The 21,577-nt window shown below is 66.1% G+C and carries 20 protein-coding genes; 4 read left to right on the top strand and 16 right to left on the bottom strand.

All coding sequences use genetic code 11. The annotated features are described in order from the left end of the window. Positions 1-30: 30 nt before the first annotated feature. The 6 genes from ACERNI_RS04985 to ACERNI_RS05010 all read right to left on the bottom strand — a co-directional run bounded on the left by ACERNI_RS04985 (position 31) and on the right by ACERNI_RS05010 (position 6,204). Positions 31-177, bottom strand: a complete 147-nt coding sequence (locus ACERNI_RS04985) for an IS3 family transposase (protein ID WP_448832177.1) — start codon at positions 175-177, stop codon at positions 31-33. 515 nt (positions 178-692) lie between these two features. Continuing rightward, complete coding sequence (locus tag ACERNI_RS04990; RefSeq protein ID WP_448832178.1) at positions 693-2,117, bottom strand: phosphomannomutase; 1,425 nt, start codon at positions 2,115-2,117, stop codon at positions 693-695. Between the two features lie 52 nt (positions 2,118-2,169). Further along, the gene (locus tag ACERNI_RS04995) at positions 2,170-3,588 is read right to left on the bottom strand and encodes a mannose-1-phosphate guanylyltransferase/mannose-6-phosphate isomerase (protein ID WP_448832179.1); all 1,419 of its coding nucleotides are present in this window, start codon (positions 3,586-3,588) and stop codon (positions 2,170-2,172) included. Positions 3,589-3,726: 138 nt separating this feature from the next. Further along, positions 3,727-4,338 (bottom strand): TPM domain-containing protein, encoded by a 612-nt coding sequence (locus tag ACERNI_RS05000; RefSeq protein ID WP_448832180.1) that lies wholly within the window; start codon positions 4,336-4,338, stop codon positions 3,727-3,729. Between the two features lie 87 nt (positions 4,339-4,425). Then, positions 4,426-5,424, bottom strand: coding sequence for a TPM domain-containing protein (locus ACERNI_RS05005; RefSeq protein WP_448832181.1), 999 nt, complete (start codon positions 5,422-5,424; stop codon positions 4,426-4,428). A 204-nt stretch (positions 5,425-5,628) separates the two neighbouring features. Continuing rightward, on the bottom strand, positions 5,629-6,204 hold the full coding sequence (locus ACERNI_RS05010; protein ID WP_448832314.1) for a LemA family protein: 576 nt from the start codon (positions 6,202-6,204) through the stop codon (positions 5,629-5,631). Positions 6,205-6,487: 283 nt separating this feature from the next. Here ACERNI_RS05010 and ACERNI_RS05015 point away from each other — a divergent pair, with 283 nt between their 5' ends. Next, positions 6,488-7,132 carry a LysE family translocator gene (locus tag ACERNI_RS05015; RefSeq protein ID WP_448832182.1) on the top strand — a complete coding sequence of 215 codons (645 nt, stop codon included), beginning with the start codon at positions 6,488-6,490 and terminating at the stop codon, positions 7,130-7,132. Positions 7,133-7,196: 64 nt separating this feature from the next. Here ACERNI_RS05015 and ACERNI_RS05020 read toward each other — a convergent pair whose 3' ends face one another. The 10 genes from ACERNI_RS05020 to ACERNI_RS05065 all read right to left on the bottom strand — a co-directional run bounded on the left by ACERNI_RS05020 (position 7,197) and on the right by ACERNI_RS05065 (position 18,252). Beyond that, complete coding sequence (locus tag ACERNI_RS05020; RefSeq protein WP_448832183.1) at positions 7,197-7,730, bottom strand: hypothetical protein; 534 nt, start codon at positions 7,728-7,730, stop codon at positions 7,197-7,199. Between the two features lie 281 nt (positions 7,731-8,011). Next, positions 8,012-9,304 carry a 23S rRNA (adenine(2503)-C(2))-methyltransferase RlmN gene (gene rlmN / locus ACERNI_RS05025; RefSeq protein WP_448832184.1) on the bottom strand — a complete coding sequence of 431 codons (1,293 nt, stop codon included), beginning with the start codon at positions 9,302-9,304 and terminating at the stop codon, positions 8,012-8,014. A gap of 15 nt (positions 9,305-9,319) precedes the next feature. Next, the gene (gene folD, locus ACERNI_RS05030; protein ID WP_448832185.1) at positions 9,320-10,210 is read right to left on the bottom strand and encodes a bifunctional methylenetetrahydrofolate dehydrogenase/methenyltetrahydrofolate cyclohydrolase FolD; all 891 of its coding nucleotides are present in this window, start codon (positions 10,208-10,210) and stop codon (positions 9,320-9,322) included. Positions 10,211-10,440: 230 nt separating this feature from the next. After that, on the bottom strand, positions 10,441-10,776 hold the full coding sequence (locus tag ACERNI_RS05035; protein WP_448832315.1) for a DUF167 family protein: 336 nt from the start codon (positions 10,774-10,776) through the stop codon (positions 10,441-10,443). 43 nt (positions 10,777-10,819) lie between these two features. After that, the gene (locus ACERNI_RS05040; protein WP_448832186.1) at positions 10,820-11,110 is read right to left on the bottom strand and encodes a YggT family protein; all 291 of its coding nucleotides are present in this window, start codon (positions 11,108-11,110) and stop codon (positions 10,820-10,822) included. 98 nt (positions 11,111-11,208) lie between these two features. Then, entirely contained in the window at positions 11,209-12,723 is a 1,515-nt protein-coding gene (locus ACERNI_RS05045; protein ID WP_448832187.1) for a VWA domain-containing protein, read from the bottom strand. A gap of 63 nt (positions 12,724-12,786) precedes the next feature. Continuing rightward, positions 12,787-13,797: an AAA family ATPase gene (locus ACERNI_RS05050; RefSeq protein ID WP_448832188.1), complete on the bottom strand. Its 1,011-nt coding sequence runs from the start codon at positions 13,795-13,797 to the stop codon at positions 12,787-12,789. A 217-nt stretch (positions 13,798-14,014) separates the two neighbouring features. Further along, complete coding sequence (locus tag ACERNI_RS05055; RefSeq protein ID WP_448832189.1) at positions 14,015-15,052, bottom strand: acyl-CoA dehydrogenase family protein; 1,038 nt, start codon at positions 15,050-15,052, stop codon at positions 14,015-14,017. A gap of 302 nt (positions 15,053-15,354) precedes the next feature. Further along, on the bottom strand, positions 15,355-17,160 hold the full coding sequence (locus ACERNI_RS05060; protein ID WP_448832190.1) for an acyclic terpene utilization AtuA family protein: 1,806 nt from the start codon (positions 17,158-17,160) through the stop codon (positions 15,355-15,357). Positions 17,161-17,316: 156 nt separating this feature from the next. Next, on the bottom strand, positions 17,317-18,252 hold the full coding sequence (locus tag ACERNI_RS05065; RefSeq protein ID WP_448832191.1) for a glutamine amidotransferase: 936 nt from the start codon (positions 18,250-18,252) through the stop codon (positions 17,317-17,319). Positions 18,253-18,535: 283 nt separating this feature from the next. Here ACERNI_RS05065 and ACERNI_RS05070 point away from each other — a divergent pair, with 283 nt between their 5' ends. The 3 genes from ACERNI_RS05070 to ACERNI_RS05080 all read left to right on the top strand — a co-directional run bounded on the left by ACERNI_RS05070 (position 18,536) and on the right by ACERNI_RS05080 (position 21,555). Next, positions 18,536-18,856 (top strand): hypothetical protein, encoded by a 321-nt coding sequence (locus tag ACERNI_RS05070; protein ID WP_448832192.1) that lies wholly within the window; start codon positions 18,536-18,538, stop codon positions 18,854-18,856. A gap of 152 nt (positions 18,857-19,008) precedes the next feature. After that, positions 19,009-20,337 carry a cytochrome P450 gene (locus ACERNI_RS05075; protein WP_448832193.1) on the top strand — a complete coding sequence of 443 codons (1,329 nt, stop codon included), beginning with the start codon at positions 19,009-19,011 and terminating at the stop codon, positions 20,335-20,337. A 108-nt stretch (positions 20,338-20,445) separates the two neighbouring features. Further along, the gene (locus tag ACERNI_RS05080) at positions 20,446-21,555 is read left to right on the top strand and encodes an NAD(P)-dependent alcohol dehydrogenase (RefSeq protein ID WP_448832194.1); all 1,110 of its coding nucleotides are present in this window, start codon (positions 20,446-20,448) and stop codon (positions 21,553-21,555) included. Positions 21,556-21,577: the final 22 nt, after the last annotated feature.

Raw genomic sequence — 21,577 nt, forward strand, 5'->3', positions numbered from 1 at the left:
CAAATTCAGACAATTGTATGGGTTTCCAACCTAGTAGATCGGAACGATACGCATCAGCCTCATCAGCCCACGGATCCAGTGACGCCCGTACGGATGCCCCTGTCGTTGCGGATGACGGGTCATCTGACGCGCCCCGTACCACGGCGTTTCGAGAAATTGCCGGTCGATGAGCGTCATGAGCGCGAGGCTCTCCGCGCTTGCACCGCGTGGATGGTGATAAAGCCCGGAGCGCGTCAGTGACTGAAGCCAGCATTACCGACGCATGCTCAGGTCGGGATGCTCCTACTTCGCCGCTTTTTGCCTCCAGCTCCGAGAATGAGACTGGAGGCTGCCGACAAAAAAAATCCCGCTCAATGACGAGCTGACCAATCTTCGCATGCAGCTTCTCAACCTCTTTCCCGGAGATCTGTGGCGCAGCAGGAGCCGACCTCCAAATGCACCGGCCATGTTCTCGATTGTTGTTCGTTTCCAGCCGCGCCGGATAGATGTCGTACTTCTTGGCCAGCGCAGCCATCGTCAACTCCTTGCCGATCGCCTCCAATGCGTCCTTTGCCTTGAACTCTGCCGAATAGCGCTTGCGTCTCGCCATACCGCTCGTCCTTCGTCAGAGAGCCGAGCTTAACGACTGGTCCGAAATTTAGGGACCACCTCTGACAGATAAAATTCAAAATATGACAGATTTATTACCAATCTCAGTCAGAAATTTGAAAATTAGCAGCTAGTTTCAACCACTCTCTAAGCAATAATTCGGCATTCTCATCGATTTTAGCTTCCACATACACCCTCAATTCTGGTGCATTGCCAGAAGCGCGCAGGTGCAGAGTGGAACCGTCGCCGAGGGTCATGCGCAGACCGTCGCGACGGTCCCGGGACGCCACGCCACCACGGCTGGCGAAAGCTGCATCGCGGAATGTTGGATCATCCGCGTCGAGCCGGGCAATCAGCGCGGCGGTTTTCTCTTGGGGAACATTCTGCAACCGGTCAGACAGGGCGCAGCAGAACCCCATCTCCTCCGCCAGTTCTGTCAGGGGGCGGCCCCGCCTGGCCGCGAGGTCGAGGCAGGCGAGTATGGGCAGTATGGCGTCACGCGTCGGCAGGGCCGGCAGCTTGCGGCCGTCCCGCTGGACCTCACCCCCCAGCAGCACGCCGCCATTGGCCTCAAAGCCAACCACGATCGCGGCGCCAGCGGCTTTGCTCTCAGCCATGCCCTCGATAACGTAAGGGCTTCCAACTTTGGTGCGCACCACCTGACGGAACTGACCCTGTTTTTCGAGGGCGGAGTTCGACGTCACCGGCGTAACGATAACGTCAGCGCCTATAGCCGTGGCGGTCAATGCACCCACCAGATCGCCGCGCAGGAAGGCCCCGCTGGCGTCGCTGACCAGAGGGCGGTCGGCGTCTCCATCGGTCGAAACGATGGCGTCCAGTTGCTGATCGCTGGCCCATTGACGCGCAAGCGCATCGTCCTCGGGGCGCAACGCTTCCGTGTCGACCGGAATGAAAGAGGATGCCCGTCCCAGCGGAACGGGCGTGGCGCCAGCGGCGCGCAGCACGTCGCACATAACGTCACGGCCGACCGACGAATGCTGGTAGACGCCAACGGTCATGCCTTTCAGGGCATCCGGACCGAAGAAAGCGGCGTAACGGTTGAGATAAGGCGTCAGGGCGTCATGGGCAGTTGCCCTGGCGGCGACCGCCGGCGCCTCCATGATGGCAAGGCGCGCGCGCCAGCCAGAAATGCGCGCCTCATCATCCTTGGTGATCTCGCCATCAGGTCGGTAGAACTTCAGGCCGTTGCGATCTTCCGGTATATGGCTGCCGGTTACCATCACCGCCGGCGCGCCAGCCGCCATTGCGGCCAGCGCCAGCGCCGGCGTCGGAACCGCGCCGCAATCCACGGGCAAAAAACCTGCGTCGGCAATCGCCTGGATACACAGCGCCGCAATTTCTGGGCTGGAAGCGCGCAGATCCCGGCCAACCATCACAGCGCCGGTGACGCCGTCCTCGCGCATGACCTCGCAAAAAGCACGTGTCCAGGCATAGGCCGGCAGACCCAGCAGCTCCGTAACCAGCCCCCGGAGACCGGAGGTGCCGAACTTCAGCGACGTCATATGCATCCAGTTCTCTTCAAGCGTTGGCGGTGACGCCAGGTGTCGCCCAGGGCTTCGTTCACGTCCGCCGGTACACGTCCTCGATGCGGACGATATCGTCCTCACCCAGATAAGAGCCAACCTGCACTTCAATCAGTTCAAGCGGGATCTTACCAGGGTTCGCCATCCGGTGCACCGTCCCGATTGGGAGATAAATTGATTCGTTCTCATGAACGACAATGATCTCATTGTTTCTGGTCACTTCCGCTGTACCGCGCACCACGACCCAGTGCTCGGCGCGATGATAGTGCTTCTGCAACGACAGGATGCCGCCCGGCTTTACCGTGATGCGCTTGACCTGATGGCGACTGCCCATGTCGATCGACAGATACTTGCCCCAGGGGCGCTGGATTTCGCGATGCTGCCCGGCTTCTGATTCGCCCTGACGGGTGATCAGCCCGACCATGTCCTTGACCTTGTCGGCCCGGTCGCGCGGCACCACCAGGGTTGCGTCCCGGGTTGAGATCACGGCGACGCCATCAAGGCCGATCACCGCCACAAGCCCCTCTTCCGAGCGGATCAAATTGTCCTTGCCGTGAAGCACGTAGCCGCGCCCCTGGATGGCGTTGCCATCCTGGTCCTTGTCGGACAGATCCCACACGGCCGACCAGCCGCCGACATCCGACCAGCCGAAGTCGCCGACAATGACCACCGCCCTGTCGGTATGTTCCATCACCGCATAGTCAATCGACGTGGCTTTGGCGGCGGAGAACCGGGCCGTGTCCAGTAGCAGGAAATCGAGATCTGGCCTTGCGCCAGCCACGGCGGCGGCAACAGGTTCGAGAACCTCCGGCGCGAACTGCTCAAGTTCGTCGCGCATGGTGCGCGCCTTGAAAATGAAATTGCCGGAATTCCAGAGGTAACCGTCCAGCAGATATTGCGCGGCCCGCGTGGCGTCGGGCTTCTCGACAAAGGCGTCGACCTGGCGCACGCCCTCGCCAACATCGGCGCCGGGCCGGATATAGCCATAACCCGTCGCCGGCCCTGTCGGGGGGATGCCGACGGTCACGATGCGCCCGGGAGCGGCGGCGATAGCGGCGGCGGCGCAGGCCTCGGTGAAGCGCCGACTATCCTGAACCACGTGGTCGGCGGCAAACACGCCGACAACAGCTTCCGGATCCCGGCCCAGCGCCAGCTCCACTGCAGCGGCGACAGCGGCGGCCGAATCGCGGCGCACCGGCTCCAGGACAATGTCGGCTTTGACGCCTGCTGCCAGAAGTTGATCCTGAACCGTGAAGCGGTACTCGGCGTTGGTGATAACAATGGGTCGCTCAAAAAGCGCCGCGCCGCCAAGCAACTGCATCGTCCTCTGGAAAGTAGATTCCTTGCCGAACAGGGAAATAAACTGCTTCGGCATGGAATCTCTGGAGACAGGCCAGAGACGCGAACCCGCACCGCCACACATGATGACAGGAATGATCTTGGATGATGAAGACATCTATTTATCAGCCGTTCAGCAAAAGCGCAACATGGACGGACTATGTGACAGTATCGCGCTTGGCGCAATCCAGAGGTTGTGTACCCCAAACACCCCCAGTGGGAGAAACCGGGCGGCGCATTGCGCAGGGCGCCCGCCTCACAAAAGGATGACGTGGTCCGGCAATTCATTCTCCTTTCGGTCAGGGTGCGCCGGATGGTGATGGGCGAGGATGGCGCCGATGCGGGTGACAACTGCGACCAGCCCATCGTCAACGCGACCGGTCTGGATAGCGCCGACCAGATCATCCACCGCCGCGCGCCACGCCGTCTCCTGCACGCAGCAGGCCACGCCTTCGTCGGCGATCACCTCCACGTAGTGTTCACTGGCGGCGAGAAAAATCAGCACGCCGGCGCGGCCGCGTGTTGCCGACAGGCCGCGCGCCGCGAACTGGCGATGGGCGGCCTCGCGCGCCCGCTCCCGTTTCAGAAAGCCCGGCGTCAGGGCCAGCCGCGCCGGACGCCAGGCCAGGATCGCCCCCAGCAACAGGGTGACAATGATCTGCGCCAGCCAGATGCGCCCGGCGCCCCAACTGGTCAGCAGCAGCAGCACGCCAGGGGTGGCGAAGCCGGTCGCCGCCGCCAGAAACAGGGCCCAACTGCGGTATTCGCTGGCGGCGCGCGCCACGATGCAGACGATCTCGCCTGTCGTGCGCCGCTCGGCCTCGGCTATGGCCGCGGCAACCCGCTTTCGCCCGGCTTCATCCAGCATGTCGCATGTTCTCCCTGGGCATGAGCCGCGCTCCTGTTGGACGCAGGATGCGCGCCTGTCCATTCAGACATAACCCGCGCCTGTCGCCTACCAGCTTCCTGAAGCGCCGCCGCCGCCCGAGGAGCCGCCGCCGCCGCTGAAACCACCGCCGCCAAAGCCGCCGCCGCCACCACCGAAGCCGCCGCCGAAACCACCGCCCCAGCCGCCGCCGACGGGCGGCAACACCACCGGGCCCCAGCGCCCGGTGCGGCTGCGGTGCATGCCGCTGCCTCCTCCACCGCCGCCGCCCGCGATGCGTGACATGATGCGGATAAAGATCAGCAGCAGGATGACATAAAAGATGACGGCCATGATGGATGGGCCCTGGTCCTCCGCACGCTGTTCGGCGCGCCGGCTCCACGTTTCGGCGTCGCCAGTGAGCACGTCGACCATGGCGTTGGCGCCGGCCTCGACGCCGCCGGCAAAATCGCCCTGGCGGAATTTCGGGATGATGGCGCTGTTGATGATGACGCTGGAAATGGCGTCGGTCAGACCGCCCTCCACGCCATAGCCCGCCTCGATGCGCACCTTGCGTTCGCGCGGCGCCACCAGGAGCAGCGCGCCGTTGTTTTTCTCGCGCGTCCCCAGCCCCCATTGCCGGAACAGGCGGTTGGCGTAGTCCTCGATCGGCAGGCCATCCAGCGAGGGCACCGTGGCTACCACCACCTGATCGCTGGTTTTCGCTTCATAGGCCGCCAGCCTCTCTGCAATGCGGGCGCGCGTGGCGTCGTCCAGAATATGCGCCGCATCGACAACCCGGCCGGTCAGGCGCGGAAACTGCGTCTTGCCAGGCAGGCCATCCTGCGGCCCGGCCTGCCCCGCATCCGGCGCCGGCTGCGGCGGCGCGTTGCTCCCCGGCGACTGGGCCGGAGGCGCTGGCGCGGCCCGCTCCTGCGCCGCCGCCATGCCGGACGGCGTCGCGACAATCGTGATCGCCAGCAAGGCGCCCACGACCAGCGGCGCCAGAGCCAGCAAAGCCGGGGGCCACAAAGCCAAGGTCGACGTAAAGCGTCGCCATAACCCGGTCGATACGCCTGTCAGCGCCATGGCGTTCTGTCTCCGGTTGTCAGATTTCCGGCGGAGCGCCGGTCATGCGCCGGGGGGCGGGTCCCTGGAGCAAATCGGGTCCGGCCCGAACCGGCTGCCTCAGGGCGTTCTCCAGCGCAGCGGATGCTGCTCCGCGTGAAGAAACCGCATCAACGCAACACGGATCGCGCCCTTCCCGCGAGCCAGGCCCGCCCCGGAAACGCGTCAGAACTTGACCTGCGGCGCGCTTTGCGCGCCGTCCGCCGCGGCGAAGGTCTCCATGGGCTTGGCCGATGGGTAAAGAATCTTTGCAACCCAAGCGCCCGGAATGGTTGTCAGCTCGGTATTGTAAACCCGGACGGCCTCAATGTAGTCGCGCCGCGCCACCGAAATGCGATTTTCGGTGCCTTCGAGCTGCGATTGCAGGGCGAGGAAGTTCTGGTTGGCCTTCAGGTCCGGGTAGCGCTCGACGCTGACCAGCAGCCGGCTGAGGGCGCCGCTGAGCTCCGACTGGGCCTGGCTGTACTGCTTGAACTTCTCGGGGTCGGTGATGGTGGAGGCGTCCACCTTGACCTGGGTGGCTTTGGCCCGGGCCTCGACAACCTGGGTGAGGGTATCCTGCTCGTGAGTGGCGTAGCCCTTCACGGTCGCCACCAGATTGGGAATGAGGTCGGCGCGGCGCTGGTACTGGTTCTGGACCTCGGACCATTTGGCCTTGGCCTGCTGCTCAAAGGTCGGCACGGCGTTGATCTGGCCGCAGCCAGCGAGCGGCGCGGCGATGACGAGCGCAGCGAAAACCATACGAATGCGGGAAAACAGGGCCACAGGCGCCTCCGGTTGGCGGGCATTCCGGATGGAATGCGGTTGAACGGAATCTCAGGCCTCGAACAATTGGCGATGTTGCTTCTCCGTCGCAGCGGGAAAGCTCCGGTTGCAACGCCGACACATTGCACTACACCAGAATAGCGCCAAACGGCTCCGCTTGCGACGCCCCCAACACTCCTGTGAGCGCGCCGCCAACCCGGCCCGCCCGGCATTGCGGAGAACCTGTGGGCGCCCGATGCATTTTCAGGCGAATTTTTCGATGAATTTCATACCCGCCCTGCCCGTCCTCGCATCCTATACCCTTGCCTGTATTATCCTGTTCATCACGCCCGGCCCGGATATGAGCCTGTTTCTCGCCAAGACCATCGGCGAGGGCCGCCGCCCGGCGCTTGCCGCCGTGGCCGGGGCGGAAAGCGGCTGCCTCATCCACACCCTGCTGGCGGCGTTCGGCGTCTCGGCCCTGCTGGCGGCCTCGGCAACGGCCTTCCTGGCGCTGAAGATCGTCGGCGCCCTGTATCTGCTGTGGCTGGCCATCGGCGCCATTCGCCACGGCTCGGTGCTGAAGGTTGATGCGACGCGGACGCCGTCGCCGCTGTTCCAGTCATATCTCACCGGCCTTGGCATCAATCTCACCAATCCGAAGGTGGTGCTGTTTTTCGTGACCTTCCTGCCGCAGTTCGTCAGCGCCCATGACCCGCACGCCATGGGCAAGCTGGCGTTTCTCGGGGTTTGGTTCGTCGCGCTCACCGCGCCGCTGTCGGTGGCGCTGGTGCTGGCTGCGGGGGCGATTGTCCGCGGCGTGCGCGCCCGGCCATGGCTGCTGCGGGCGCTGGACTATCTGTTCGCGGGAATTTTCGGCCTGTTCGCCCTGAAGATACTGGCCACCCAGAGCCGGGGCGTTTGACGCATTCCCCCGGCTCCGGGCACATTCTGATCGACCAGACCATTCTCTCCAGTCGCAAAGCGCTTTACGGCGCCGACGGTTTCCCGGCCCCAGGGAGCATCTCCCGGCCGCCCCGGTCCGGCTCGCCGGCAGCGCTGCGACCGGCCACCAGCCAATAGGCCAGTCCGGCCATGGCGCCGCACAGGAACAGCGCCAGGGTCACCCGGCCCTCGCCCCAGTTGCCGGACAGCGGGTCAGCCGAATAGCCGGTGCGCGCCACCCAGGGCAGCACCGCCGTCAGCAGGCCCGTCGCGCCGGAATACCAGATGAACGAGCGCATCCGGGCGATTTCGCCAATCAGGCCGACCAGCGTCGGCGGGCCGGCCAGCACGATGGCCAGCACCGTCCACATGCGCATCAGCAGGTCAAAGGCGGCGCGCGGATCGTCGTAGGCAAACGCCGAATTGAAAGCGTAGTCGATCAGCGAGCGGGCGGCGAGCGAGATCATGCGGCCGAACGCCGGCTCGGCCAGCGCCGCGAAACCTAGGGTCAGCGCCCCGACCGAGAAGGCGCAGCACAGGGCGAACAGGATGAGAAAAGCCCGACCGATCACGCCCATGGCGGCTCCTTCAGAATGTTTCCGGCGAAGCGGACAGGCTTCGCGTGAAACGCGCCAATTCAAATGAACAGGGCATCATTCCGGCGAGGCAAAAGCCGCCTTTCCGGAAAAACCGTCTCAAACCGGACAAAGCGCCAGCCCGGGAACCTGGCCCTGCCCCGGAAAACCCGGCCCGTGTTTCCAGGCCACACCCGCCGCCAGGGCCTGTGCCGACGGCGCGCCATCACCCGAATATGGCGTCTTCCCCCAGGAAGAGCAGCCCCCTGCGAAAAGCTTCCGCCTCAGGAGGCGGCCTCCGCCGCCGGATCGCCGCCATTCTCCAGCATCAGCCGGGCGCGGGCGCGCAGCTTTTCCGTCTCGCTCTTCAGCTGGCCGCAGGCAGCGAAAATATCGCGGCCGCGCGGCGTGCGCACCGGGCTGGCGTAGCCGGCGCGAAACACGATTTCGGAGAACGCCTCAATGGTGTCCCAGTCCGAGCACTCATACTTCGTACCGGGCCACGGGTTGAACGGAATGAGATTGATCTTGGCCGGAATGCCCTTGAGCAGGCGCACCAGTTCGCGCGCATGCGCCGGGCTGTCGTTGACGCCCTTCAGCATCACATATTCGAAGGTGATGCGTTTGGCGTTCGACAGGCCGGGATAGTTGCGGCACGCCTCCAGCACTTCGTCGATCTTGTACTTCTTGTTGAGCGGCACGAGGCCGTCGCGGATCTCATTGGTGGTGGCGTGCAGGGAGATGGCCAGCATCGTACCAATTTCTGCGCCCGCCTTCTCGATCATGGGCGCCACGCCCGCCGTCGACAAAGTAATGCGACGCTTGCCAAGGCCGATGCCGTCGCCATCGCTCATGGTGTCGACGGCAGCCTTGACGTTGTCGAAATTGTACAGCGGCTCGCCCATGCCCATCAGCACGATATTGGTGACCAGCCGCCCCGCCGGGGCCGCATCGTCATCGTGCTGCACGGCCTTCGAGACCTTGTTGGGACCCGGAACGCTCCAGTCCCCCAGCCGGTCGCGCGCCACCATCACCTGGCCAACGATCTCCGCGTCGGTCAGGTTGCGCACCAGGCGCTGGGTGCCGGTGTGGCAGAAGGTGCAGGTGAGCGTGCAGCCCACCTGGCTGGACACGCACAGGGTGCCGCGATCCGCCTCCGGGATGTAGACGCACTCGATCTCCGCGCCCTTGTCATGGGGCCCGGCCGGCGGCATGCGCATCAGCCATTTGCGGGTGCCGTCGACCGAGATCTGCTCGGAAATCACTTCCGGCCGGTCAATGGTGTAGTGCTCCGCCAGCGCCGCGCGCAGAACCTTCGAGATGGTGGTCATCTCATCGAAACTGGCAGCGCCGCGCACGTAGATCCAGTTGAACAGCTGGGCCGCGCGCATGCGCAGCTCCCTGTCCGGAACGCCAATCTCCGCCAGCGCCGCGCGCAGCCCATCCCGCGACAGGCCAGCCAGCGAACGCCGGACGGGCGCAGCCGCGCCAGCCGTGGCGGCGGCGTCAGGCTGCGGCGCAGCAGGCGGCGCAGCCTGGCGTTTTGCGGGAGAGTTGAGATCGATCAGGACGGTCATGGCGGTTTACTACGGTCAGAATGTGGGCGGGGTAAGGCCGCGGCGCAGGCTGGCCGCCGTCAGGGTATTGGCCAGCAGGCAGGCGATGGTCATCGGCCCGACGCCGCCGGGAACCGGCGTGATGGCGCCAGCGATTTCCTTTGCCTCCTGGAAGGCCACGTCGCCGACGAGGCGGGTCTTGCCCTCGCCGCGCTCCGGGGCCGGAATGCGGTTGATGCCGACGTCGATGACCACGGCGCCTGGCTTGATGTAGTCGCCGCGGATCATCTCCGGGCGGCCAACAGCGGCAACCAGCACGTCGGCGCGGCGGCAGACCGCCGGCAGATCGTGAGTGCGCGAATGGGCGACGGTGACGGTGGCGTTGGCGGCCAGCAACAGCTGGGCAATCGGCTTGCCGACCAGGTTGGAGCGGCCAACCACCACGGCTTCCTTGCCCGAGAGATCCGGCAGCACCGAGCGGATCAGCATCATCGACCCCAGCGGCGTGCACGGCACCAGGCCAACCGCGCCATTGGCGAGACGGCCGGCGTTGGCGTGGGTCAGACCGTCCACGTCCTTGTCCGGGTGGATGGCGGCGATCACCGGCTCCGCGTCGAGCCCGGCCGGCAGCGGCAGCTGCACCAGAATGCCGTCGACCTCCGGATCGGCGTTGAGGCGCGCCACCAACGCCTCCAGCTCCTGCTGCGACACGTCCGCCGGCAGCCGGTGTTCAAAGGACCGCATGCCGACCTCGACGGTCTGGCGCGCCTTGGAGCCCACGTAAACCTCACTGGCCGGATCATTGCCAACCAGCACAACGGCGAGACCGGGATGCACGCCCTTCGCCTTCATGGCCTCCACCGCAGTGGCGATCCGGCCGCGCAGGCCTTCAGCGAAGCTTTTGCCGTCAATGATCGTGGCGCTCATGGATGTCGGTCTCCAAAGGACAGCAAGACGCTGATCCAGCTATTCCGGCGCCGGAATGCCAATAGCCGGTCGGGGCCGCCGCCCCGCCGGTTCCGTTCCGGTCATGAATTTCCTGCCCGCTCTATAACATTTTCCGGCGCGATGAATACCGTATCGCGCCAGGAATTTGTGTCAGGAATTTATGTCACGGCATCTGCGTCTGAAATCCGCGCCGCGGCGATCACATCAGGTCAGCCGCCGCCGGCCAGCCGCGCCAGCCTGGCCGCCAGCTCCTCGGGGCCAGCAACGCCGGCCGCGATCGTCAATGTCTTGACCCGGGCCGTATGGCCGCCCGTCACGGCCACCTGAGACGCTGAAATGTCGAGGCTTTTTGCCAGGAGCCTGACCAGGGCGGCATTGGCCTGGCCGTTTTCCGGCGCGGCGCGCACCCGCGCCTTCAGCACCGGCCGGCCATCGTCGCGTATCTCCACGCCTTCAAGGGCGTCGCGACCGCCGCGCGGCGTCAGGCGCACCATCAGGCGCAGGGCGCCGGCCTCGATGCGCCACGGCAGCTCTTCACCCGCCATCATCTGCCCGGCCGTCGCGGGCGCCCACCGTCCGCGCCGATGGTCAGATCACCGCCGGATACAGGTAGAGCACGATGACGCGCTGCAGGAAGAAGATGATCAGCAGCAGGATCACCGGCGACACGTCGACCCCGCCCAGATTGGGCAGGATGTTGCGGATCGGCCGCAGCGCCGGCTCGGTGACGCGCTCCAGGAATGTCCAGATTCCGCGCACGAAATCATTGCGGACATTCATGACATTGAAGGCGACCAGCCAGCTCAGGATCGCCGAGGCGATGATGAGCCAGGTGTAAATCTCAAGAACGACCATGAGGACGTCGAGAATAGCGCGCATAAGCCCTCTCACCTGCAACAGAAACCTGCGGCCGGTTTAAACCGGAACCCGGGCGCGAACAAGCGCGCTGACGCACCGGGGAGACCCCAGCTCGCCCCTCAGGCCGCCGTGCGCAGCAGGTCGGTGACCACCCGCTCCAGATCCTTCAGCGAACCGCAGCTGATGGCGCGGTTGCAGTAGGTGGCATAGATCGGCATGACGCTGTCGCCGCTGCCCCAGCGGCTGCGGTGTTCGGGGTTGAGAAACAGCACCCGTTTCGCCCGCTGCTGAATGGTCTGCAGGATTTCAGCGCGCGGATCGCCGTTGTTGTTGCGCGCGTCGCCGAGGATGATCACCGTGGTGCGCCGGTCCACATCGTCCAGCGCCAGCTGCTCGAAATCGCGGAAGGCGTGGCCATAGTCGGTGGAGCCGCCAAAGCGTTGCAACGTGCGGCCCATGGCGACGTCCGGCGGATAATTGTCGAACAGCTCCGTCACCTCACCCAGATTGCTGGAGAAAGCGAAGGAGCGCACCTCTGGCAGCACCTCGTGCAGGGAGTGCAGGAACAGCAGCAGGAAACGCGACACCTGGGCAACCGAGCCCGAGACGTCGCAGATCAGCATCACCTTGGGCCGGTCAACCTTCGTGCGCTTCCAGATGGTATGGAACGGCACGCCCTCGAACTGGATGTTGGCGCGGATGGTGCGCCGGGCGTCGAGGGTTCCGCGCCGCGCCCTGGTGCGACGACGCGAGTGCAGCGACACCAGCCGCTTGGCCATCTTGCGCACCAGCCCCTGCATTATCTGCATGTCGGAGCGTTCGATCAGGCCGATGCGCTGGCTGGCCAGCATGTCCTCGCGCAGCCGCCTGCCCTCATTGCCGGCGAACAGCTGCATCTGGGTTTCCACATACTCCCGCACCTGCTCGTGCAGACCGGCGCGCAGGCCGCGCAACCGCGTGGCGCGGGCGGCGGCGGCCGCGTTGGAGCCGCCTTCCGCCTGGTCGATCCAGCGCCCCAGCTCCTCGCTGCCCATCAATTGCAGGATGCGCCACTGATACATGCCGCGCTGGGTGAAAAACCGGATGTCGGAAAGCCCGGCCTGTTGCGCCGCCTCGGCCAGCCGCAGCGCCAGGCTGGCGCTGTCGCCGCCTTCCAGCAACTGCGCCAGCTCCTCGGCCATGGTCAGGCTTTCGCCGCCCGGCCCGAGCATCTGGGCGTTCTGGTCGCCGCCCGCCTTGTCGCCAGGCTTGCCCTCGCCCTTGCCAGTCGCCTTGCCGGAGCCCTGGCCGGAACCGCCGGAAGACGCCATGCCGGTGACGCCAGCCTCCTCGTCATCGCCATCGGCCTGGTCTTCACGCTCCGCCTCTTCGGCGTCGCAATTGCCGGCGGCGCTGTTGGCGGGCTCGGGCGGCGTGAATGGCGCAAAGGCAAAGAACCTGTCGAAGACGTCCCAGAACGCCTCCTTGTCGGCATCCGATTTGGCCAGCGCCTGGGAGAGCCCATGCGCGAGCAGCATGCGGTCCTCATAGCCCATCAGCCCGAGCACGGCCTCCGCGTCGATCACCTCGGACGGTGAAATGCGCACGTCGGCCTCGCGCAAGGCCTTGATGAATTCGCCGAGAACCTGGGTCATGGCTTTCCTCCGGAGCAGCGGCGCGCGGGCCTGGAGCCCGCGCCGCCCACTCCTGTTCCTCTTTTAGCGCAGGTTCGATCTGGCCTTGCCGACCAGATCGTTCAGCTTCTCGCCGACCCGTTCAATATCGTCCTGGAACTTCAGCAGCACGTTGAGGGTGTTCTCCACCAGCGTGCGGTCGAGTTCGCGGGCGTGCAGCAGCACCAGGGTGCGGGCCCAGTCGATGGTCTCGCTGATGGCGGGCACCTTCTTCAGGTCCATCTCGCGCAGCGACTGGACGAAGGCGACCAGCTGCGTCCGCAGGGTCTCCTCGGCGTCCGGCACCCGCGAACGGATGATCGCCCGCTCCAGCGCCTGGTCCGGGAACGGAATGTGCAGGTGCAGGCAGCGGCGCTTCAGGGCGTCGCTGAGATCGCGGGTGTTGTTGGAGGTGAGGAAGACGATCGGCTTCTGGCGCGCCTTGATGGTGCCAAGCTCCGGGATCGAAATCTGGTAGTCCGACAGCAGCTCCAGCAAAAAGGCCTCGAACTCGTCGTCCGCCTTGTCGATTTCGTCGATGAGCAACACCGCGCCTTCCGGCTCCCACAGGGCCTTCAGCAGCGGGCGCGGCTCCAGGAACTCCTCCGAGAAGAAGGTGTCGTCGAACTCGTGCAGCCGCGCCACCGAGGCCTTCAACCCCTCGGCGCCGGAGAGCACGTCGGCCAGCTTGTCCTTCAGAACCTGGGTGTAGAGCAGCTGCTTGGAATATTTCCACTCGTACAGCGCCTTGGCCTCATCGAGGCCCTCATAGCACTGCAAACGGATCAGCGGTTTGCCGGTGATGGCGCTCACCGCCTTGGCCAGCTCGGTCTTGCCGACGCCCGGGGGGCCTTCCACCAGCATGGGCTTTTCAAGGCTCTGGGCGATGAAGAGCGCCGTGGCGATGGCTTCCGAGGAAATATAGCCCTGCGCGCCCAGCAGGCGATGGATGTTGGCGACGCTGTCGGCCGGCGTGCGCGCCGCGTCATTCGCCGCGCGCAGGCCGTCCCTGGCCTGGTCGCCGGCGGACCCGTTCTGATGAATGGCGGTGGTCATGGAAGTGATCTGGCCTCTCAAGGGCATGATGCGAACAAGCGGACACCGCTTATTTGCGAAAAATCATGCGACAATAATGTTTTGGAGCGAAGATGCGATGCGGCGTTATTGCATCCCGCCCTGATCCGGGTCTGCGCGATGCGGGGGCAGCTTCGGGGAGAATCTTTGCTGGAGCCCATCCAGGAAGATGGCCGGCGACCATACATGCCCATCGTGTTCAGGCCGCGCCGGCGCGAACCCGCTCCGCCAGGCGCGCCTGATAGACGCCCCGGGCGTGACGGGCCACGGTGGCCATCAAAGCGAACCATTTGAACAGCCGCTGCGCGTCCGCGCTGTCAGCCCCGCCGCCCGGCAGGGCCGCCAGCCGCTCCAGCGCCAGCGCGTTCAGGTTCTTGACGCCCACCAGCGTGGCGATGTCGTGGTGCTCGCGCCCCGGACCATCATCAAGAGCGCGGGCGGCGGTTTCCGCGCCCAACTTCATCAGCGCTGCGAAACCCGCCAGGGCGCCAATCTCCCCGTCAGCTTCCGCCGGAGCCGCCGCCGCCGCCTTCGCCAGCAGCAGTTCGAACGCCGCCGCCTGGGCGCTCAGACCGACCGAATCCTCCAGCGTGCGGAATGGCAGCGCCAGCCGGGTGAAGGCGTCGCCGTCAACCGGCAGCAACGCGTCATCTGACAGGAAGACATTGTCGAGCACAACCGGGCAGTGCTTGCCATGCTTGCCCGCGTCCTCGCCGGCCTGGATGTCCAGCCCCTCGGCGTCGCGCGGCGTCAGGAAGGCGCCGAAGCGCTTGCGCCCTTCAACCTCCTCGACAATGGCAATGACGATGATCAGCCCGGCGACCGGCGCATTGGTCACCCAGGCCTTGCGGCCATTCAGCCGCCAACCGCCAGGCGCCTTTTCAGCGCGGGTCTTCAGCAGCTTCGGACGGGCGCCCGCGTCCGGCTCGGAGATGGCCAGCGACAGGGCAATGATGTCGCCCGAGGCCAGGGCCGGCAACCAGCGCTGCTTCTGCGCCGGCGAGCCGTGCTCGCCGATGAACGCCCGGCTGGCGACCTGACGCACCGCATAGGCCATGCCAATGGCGGGGTCGCCCGATTCCAGCGTCAGCGCCCGTGATGTCGCGGCGATGTCAGCATAGCCGCCGCCATCGCCCCATGGCGCAGGAAGGCCAACGCGGAACAGGCCGCGCCGTTTCGCTTCCGCCATCCAGCCGGCGGCGGACTGATGCGCGGCGTTACCTGCCGGCTCGCTCATGACGTTTCTCCCATTGGAGCAGCCTGCCGTCACCATGGACCGGCGCCTGCCCCGTTTTCCCTGCCTGGCGCGCGCCCGCACCGGCCAGATCCTGGCCGGGAAGCGGTCCGGAGAAGGAATGCCACTGTTTTTTATAATTTGCAGCATTGCGCAACGGCGTCGCCCTGACCAGACGGCGCCGCTGCGTTTCAGAACAGGTCCAGGAGCCTGCTCCAGGCAAAGTGGACCGGAAAAGGCTCCCACGCCCCTTATTTTGAGCGAATTCCGGTCGATCGGACGGCGCCGTCCGATCGGAAAGCGCTTTAACGCCGCAGCAAGCTGGCCGGAACCTTCACCGGCATGTCCAGCAGTTGCTGCGCCTTGCCCTTGGCCAGCGGATCCATGCGCAGGCTGGCGAACTGGCCGCCGCCAAGCGCGTCCATCAGATGGAAGTTCATGGCGTTGAGGCCCGGCAGTTCGTAGGTCCGCACTTCCGGATTGGCCGCGCCCTCGAACTCATGGGCGAAGAACTTCAGCAGCGCCTCCTGGGTCAGCGCCCGGCGGATCACCGGGAGCAGCGCCGGATCACGCGCAATGACGCCGACGTTGAAGGCGTCGCCCTTGTCGCCGGAACGAGCCCAGGCGATGTCAACCAGCGCGACCTCGACCTCGTCGTCATTGGCCGGCAGCACCGCCTCGCCGATCTGCGGCCGCACCAGGCGGGCCGGATCAAACGGTTGGGCGGAGGCGCCTTCCTGCACGGCGATGCGCTGGTCGCCCAGCGAGATCACCGGAGTGACCTCGCCGCGCGGGATCAGGAAGGAGAACACGCGCGCCACCGGCGAAATCGCCGGACGGCCGCCGAACCAGCCGGTGGTGCCCACCGACATCGAGGTCGTCGGCGCATCAAACTCACGCAGGAACAGATCCATGGCGCGGCGGTCGTCATGCTCGACGCCGATGCGGGCGACGACTTCACGCACGCCCAGATCACGCCCCTGGGCGCCATAGCTGGCCTCGGCCCCGAGAATTTCCACGCGCGTGGCGCGGAACGGGCCGAGATTGCGCTGGCGCAGCATTTCATCAAGGCGGGTCAGCACGGCCTCGGCCTGACGCTGCGCCTTGCGCGCCGCGTCGCGGCCGACCACCGGGCTGGCGGCGATGCAGCGCCAGCCGTCGGTCCACGTCACCGACACCTTGTAGCAGCCGGAAGGCGCATAGCCGCGCGTGTTGTCGACCAGCACGCGGTTTTCGCCCACGGATGTCACCGTGACGGCGGAGAAGTCGCACACCACGTCCGGCAGGGCGTAGGCCTGGGGATCGCCGACCTCGTAGAGGATCTGCTCGGCCACGGCGGCCGGCGACACCAGCCCGCCGGTGCCCGGCGGCTTGGTGACGACGAAGCTGCCGTCGGCGTGGCATTCGATCACCGGATAGCCAATGTGGGCCCAGTCCGGCACGTCTTCCCAGTCGGTGAAGAGGCCGCCGGTCGCCTGGGCGCCGCATTCAATGACGTGACCGGCCAGCGAGCCAGCGGCGAGCTGGTCATAGTCCGTGTCTTTCCAGGCGAACTCGTGGATCAGCGGGCCAAGAGTCAGGGCGGAATCGACGACGCGACCGGTGATCACCACATCGGCGCCCTCGGCCAGGGCGCGGGCGATCGGGAAACCGCCCAGATAGGCGTTGGCGCTGAGCACGGCGTCGGCGGCGGGGAAGGCGTCGCCCTTGAACATCTCGGTCTTGCCGGCGAATTCCGGCAGGCGGCCGATGAGATCCTCGCCCTCGACCACCGCGATTTTGAAGGAAAACCCGGCGTCAGCGGCGATTTTTTCCATGCGCGCCCGGCAGGCGTGCGGATTGACGCCGCCGGCGTTGGTGACGATGCGCACGCGTTTTTCGCGGATGGCGGCGAGATTGTCCTTCCACACCCAGTCGGTAAAATCGCGGGCGTAGCCTTCGTCCGGCTTCTTCCGGCGCACGCGGCCCAGCACCGACATGGTGGCCTCGGCCAGATAGTCCAGCACCAGATAATCGAGGTCGCCGCCGGCGATCAGTTGTGGCGCGGCGACTGACGAGTCGCCCAGAAATCCGCCCGCGCCGCCAATCCTCACGGCTTTCTTGCCGGCCATGGTATGCCCTTCTCCCGAACAATCGTTTGATTGGGGGCACGTTACATGGCTTGCCCTGGAGCAGCAATGTTCGCCAAAGCATGGACAGGCGTCCATATCGGCGACCAGGACATGACGCTACGTCATCACCCCGCCCGCCGGAGACGGCGGCCCGGATCAGCGGACGCGGCGAATGATGCGCGGCAACTCCGGCCCGGCGAAATGCGGCGCGCCTTCAGCGTCCGCCAGCGCCCGGTCGCCATGATGCGGCGCCGCCGGATGCGCGCCCGGATCGTCGCCGACGGGATGGGCCGGCGCCCCGCTCCAGCGCGCCTGCGCGCCGCGTCCGCCTTCGAGCCAGCGGTCAAGGAACATGCCCAGCCACAACCGCACCGCCGGATCATACATGAAGCGGCCGCGGTGGTGCAGCGGCGCCGCCTGGGCGCCTGGCACATTCATGCGGGCGGCGGCCAGGGTGGTCCAGCGATACACCATGGCGTGCGTCACTTCCGGGTGGAACTGGAAGCCGAACGCCGCATCGCCGTAACGGATGGCCTGCACGGGAAAATCGTCGCCCTCGGCCAGCGCCACGGCGCCGCGCGGCGTATCGAACCCCTCCCGATGCCAGTGATAGACGTGGGTGGGCCATGGCGCGCCGAGGTCATCGGCGAAATCAAGACCGGCGCTGGTCGGGCGGATGGGATAATAGCCAATCTCGGCCCGGCCGTCCGCATGGGCGCAGACATTGCCGCCAAGATGGCGACACAGCATCTGGGCGCCGAGGCACAGCCCGAGGAACGGCTTTTCCTCCTTCAGCGCCACGCCAATGAACTCGGTTTCCGCCCGCAACCAGTCGTCCCCGTCGTTGGCGCTCATCGGCCCGCCGAAGATCACCACCCCGGCGTGCAACGCCAGGGTCTCCGGCAGACGGTCGCCGAGACGCGGGCGCCGGATGTCCAGCGGATGGCCGCGCTCCGCAAGCAGGCGGCCGACGCGCCCCGGCGTCGAGCCTTCCTGATGCAGAATGATGAGAACCGGCAGTTTATCCGCAGTCGCCGCGGGGCGCCTGACAAGCTGTTCATCACGCCGCGCGCCGGCGTCACTGAATTTCATCACCATGTCCCAGTCCTGCCGCAGCGCGCAGCTCCGGTATGCTTTGCCGCCAGCCAGCGCCCCTGCGGGCGCATCTGCCGGCCAATGGTCACGTTCTGAAAATCCGGGCGCGCGACAGACGAATCTTCCAATGCGCGCCTCTCCATAAGGTTAATATAGTTGTGGCGCGTCCCTGACGCCATTTGCATGGACGCACGTCCCGGCGGGCGGCGTTGCAACCGGCGCGGGCATTCGCCGGATATCCGGCGCCCGCGCGAGACATCACCTGAAGGAAAATTGCGGCATGAGACGGGCATATCTCATTTTGGCATTCCTGCTGCCCGCCAGCCTGGCCGGCCTGGCGGAGGCGCGCGCGGCGCTGGCGCCAAACTACCAGCGGCTGGCCGAACTGCGCGCCATTCTTGAGGATCCGGCGGTGATCGCGGCCTTCGGCGTCGCGCCCATCGACAGCATCGCGCGCGTCGGTCCCGACAGCTACCTGGTCGCCAGCGAAGCCTGCCAGTTGCCGGTGCGCATCATGGGCCAGCCCCTGCCAGCCGGCATGGTCGGAGCCCGCCGGTTTTCTGTCAGCGCCGGCAAGCCAGCCTGTCGCGGCAGCCAGTGAAAAACCCGAACTGGATCAAATAAAAACAAGTGACACGGAACACGTGTACCGTATATCCTGCGTCCCAGGGCAAAGATCACCATGGCCGCCATGCGCGGCGCGTACCGGATTGGCAAAAATCCGGACAGATTCACAAGCCCGGGAGGACGCACATGACGCAGCAGACAACGGCGGCGACATCGCCCGCTCTGGATATCGATATTCCTGAAAATCTGGCGCGGACCCTGGTTACGCCGCGCAGTTACGCCAACGGCGAAACCACGGAAGCGCACCGCTGGCTGCGCGCCAACAACCCGCTTGGCGTCGCCCGGCTTGAGGGCTTCGACCCGTTCTGGGTCGTCACCAAGCACGAAGATCTTGCGGCCATCTCCCGCAACAACAAGCTGTTCCTCAGCGGCGAGAAGCCGACCACCCTCACCGACAAGGCCACGGATGAACGGGCGCGGGAAATCACCGGCGGCTCGCCCCATCTGGTGCGCTCGCTGGTGCAGATGGACGCGCCGGACCACCCCAAGTATCGCGCCCTGACCCAGGGCTGGTTCATGCCGCAGAACGTCAAGAAGCTTGAGGCGGCGATTCGCGGCATCGCCCGCAAGAACGTGCAGAAGTTCCTCGACACCAACGGTGAGTGTGACTTCGTCAAGGACGTGGCGCTCGGCTATCCGCTGCATGTCATCATGAGCATTCTCGGCGTGCCGGAGCAGGACGAGCCGCGCATGCTGAAGCTGACCCAGGAGCTGTTTGGCGCCCGCGACCCCGAACAGACGCGCGTCATGGGCGAAATGACGCCCCAGCAGCTGGCGATGATGCTGAAGATGGTGCTGGATGATTTCGCCAGCTATTTTGGCGCGATCAGCGAAGCCCGCCGCAAGGAGCCGCAGGACGACCTCGCCACGGTGATCGCCACCGCCATTGTCGACGGCGAACCGATCTCCGAGCGCGAGGCCGCCGGCTATTACACCATCGTCGCCACCGCCGGCCACGACACCACCTCCACCACCACCGCCACCGCCATGGCGGCGCTGGCGGACAATCCGGAGCTGCTGCGCACGCTGAAGGCTGACCCGTCGAAAATCGGCCCCTTCATTGACGAGGCCATCCGCTGGGCCGCGCCGGTGAAGACCTTCATGCGCTCGGCCAGCGAAGACACCGAACTGCGCGGCCGCAAGATCGCCAAAGGCGACTGGCTGATGCTCTGCTACGAATCGGCCAACCGTGACGAGGACGTCTTCGAGACGCCCTATGAGTTCCGCCTGGATCGCACGCCGAACCGCCAGATCTCCTTCGGCGGCGGCGGCCATGTCTGCCTTGGCCAGCACCTCGCCCGCATGGAAATGCGCATTCTCTATGAAGAGCTGCTGCCGCATGTGGCCTCCGTCCGGCGCAATGGCGAACAGCGCATTTCCGAGAGCACGTTCGTTTGCGGGCTGAAGACGCTGCCGATCGTATGGGAGCGCGATGCGTCGGCGCCCGCCGCGTAACGCCTGAAGCAGCATCCGGCGCGGCCTGCCGCGCCGCCCTGCCGTGGAGCATCTCCGCCCTGACGCCCTGCGCCGGGCGGAGGGTGTTCCGTTTGCCGAAAGTTCATCATGAAGGTTCAGGCTGCGGTCGCCGTCGGCGCCGGACAACCATTTGAATTACAGACCCTTGAGCTGGACGATCCGCGCGACGACGAGGTGCTGGTGCGCATCGTCGGCGTCGGCGTCTGCCACACCGACCTGGTGTTTCGCGAGGCCGGCGCCATCCCGGCGCCCGCCGTGTTCGGGCATGAGGGCTCTGGCGTCGTCGAGAAGGTCGGCGCCAATATCCGCAAATTCGCGCCGGGCGACCGGGTCGCCATCACCTTCCGCTCCTGCGGCGACTGTGTGCGCTGCGGCTGCGGCGACGCCGCCTATTGCCTCACCATGCCCCAGCTCAATTACGCCGGCATGCGCACCGACGGCACCCGGGCTTTCCGCGCGGACGACGGCGGGGCCGTCGGCAGCAATTTCTTCGGCCAGTCCTCCTTCGCCACCCATGCGCTCACCTATGAGCGCAATCTGGTGAAGATCCCCGACGACTTGCCGCTGGAACTGATGGGGCCGCTCGGCTGCGGCGTGCAGACCGGCGCCGGGGCGGTGATGCGTTCCATGGCCTGCGAGCCTGGCTCGGCGCTGCTGATCACCGGCGGCGGGCCGGTCGGCCTCAGCGCCGTCATGGGCGCGAAAATCCGCAACTGCGCCACGATCATCGTGGTGGAGCCGCACGCGGCGCGGCGCAAGCTGGCGCTGGAGTTCGGCGCGACCCACGTGATTGACCCCGCCGTGACGCCTGATCTCGCGGCCGCGGTGCGGGCCATCGCGCCGGAAGGCGTCAACTACGCCTTCGACACCACGGGCATTGCCGCCCTGCACGCGGCGGCCCTCGCCTCGCTGGCCCCCAAGGGCACGCTTGGCATCGTCGGCGTCGCCGCGCCCGGGACGCCATTGCCTGGCGACATCAACACGGTGATGACCTTTGGCTTCACCATTCGCGGCATCATCGAGGGCGACAGCGACCCTGGCGTTTTCCTGCCGGAGCTGCTGGAGCACTATCGCAGGGGCGAACTGCCTTTCGACCGCATGATCCGCACCTGGCCGTTCACACAGATCAATGAAGCCATCGCCGCCCAGCACGCGGGCGAATGCATCAAGGTCGTGCTGCTGATGGACGCGGCGTGACGCCGTTCCGGCGGGCGCGTCC

Source organism: Camelimonas sp. ID_303_24, from assembly GCF_053543495.1.

Excerpts from the sequence above, each read along its gene's own strand:
- ACERNI_RS04985 (WP_448832177.1), bottom strand. The coding sequence starts at position 177 with ATGACGCTCATCGACCGGCAATTTCTCGAAACGCCGTGGTACGGGGCG.
- ACERNI_RS04990 (WP_448832178.1), bottom strand. The coding sequence starts at position 2,117 with ATGCATATGACGTCGCTGAAGTTCGGCACCTCCGGTCTCCGGGGGCTG.
- ACERNI_RS04995 (WP_448832179.1), bottom strand. The coding sequence starts at position 3,588 with ATGTCTTCATCATCCAAGATCATTCCTGTCATCATGTGTGGCGGTGCG.
- ACERNI_RS05000 (WP_448832180.1), bottom strand. The coding sequence starts at position 4,338 with ATGCTGGATGAAGCCGGGCGAAAGCGGGTTGCCGCGGCCATAGCCGAG.
- ACERNI_RS05005 (WP_448832181.1), bottom strand. The coding sequence starts at position 5,424 with ATGGCGCTGACAGGCGTATCGACCGGGTTATGGCGACGCTTTACGTCG.
- ACERNI_RS05010 (WP_448832314.1), bottom strand. The coding sequence starts at position 6,204 with ATGGTTTTCGCTGCGCTCGTCATCGCCGCGCCGCTCGCTGGCTGCGGC.
- ACERNI_RS05015 (WP_448832182.1), top strand. The coding sequence starts at position 6,488 with ATGAATTTCATACCCGCCCTGCCCGTCCTCGCATCCTATACCCTTGCC.
- ACERNI_RS05020 (WP_448832183.1), bottom strand. The coding sequence starts at position 7,730 with ATGGGCGTGATCGGTCGGGCTTTTCTCATCCTGTTCGCCCTGTGCTGC.
- rlmN (WP_448832184.1), bottom strand. The coding sequence starts at position 9,304 with ATGACCGTCCTGATCGATCTCAACTCTCCCGCAAAACGCCAGGCTGCG.
- folD (WP_448832185.1), bottom strand. The coding sequence starts at position 10,210 with ATGAGCGCCACGATCATTGACGGCAAAAGCTTCGCTGAAGGCCTGCGC.
- ACERNI_RS05035 (WP_448832315.1), bottom strand. The coding sequence starts at position 10,776 with ATGGCGGGTGAAGAGCTGCCGTGGCGCATCGAGGCCGGCGCCCTGCGC.
- ACERNI_RS05040 (WP_448832186.1), bottom strand. The coding sequence starts at position 11,110 with ATGCGCGCTATTCTCGACGTCCTCATGGTCGTTCTTGAGATTTACACC.
- ACERNI_RS05045 (WP_448832187.1), bottom strand. The coding sequence starts at position 12,723 with ATGACCCAGGTTCTCGGCGAATTCATCAAGGCCTTGCGCGAGGCCGAC.
- ACERNI_RS05050 (WP_448832188.1), bottom strand. The coding sequence starts at position 13,797 with ATGACCACCGCCATTCATCAGAACGGGTCCGCCGGCGACCAGGCCAGG.
- ACERNI_RS05055 (WP_448832189.1), bottom strand. The coding sequence starts at position 15,052 with ATGAGCGAGCCGGCAGGTAACGCCGCGCATCAGTCCGCCGCCGGCTGG.
- ACERNI_RS05060 (WP_448832190.1), bottom strand. The coding sequence starts at position 17,160 with ATGGCCGGCAAGAAAGCCGTGAGGATTGGCGGCGCGGGCGGATTTCTG.
- ACERNI_RS05065 (WP_448832191.1), bottom strand. The coding sequence starts at position 18,252 with ATGAAATTCAGTGACGCCGGCGCGCGGCGTGATGAACAGCTTGTCAGG.
- ACERNI_RS05070 (WP_448832192.1), top strand. The coding sequence starts at position 18,536 with ATGAGACGGGCATATCTCATTTTGGCATTCCTGCTGCCCGCCAGCCTG.
- ACERNI_RS05075 (WP_448832193.1), top strand. The coding sequence starts at position 19,009 with ATGACGCAGCAGACAACGGCGGCGACATCGCCCGCTCTGGATATCGAT.
- ACERNI_RS05080 (WP_448832194.1), top strand. The coding sequence starts at position 20,446 with ATGAAGGTTCAGGCTGCGGTCGCCGTCGGCGCCGGACAACCATTTGAA.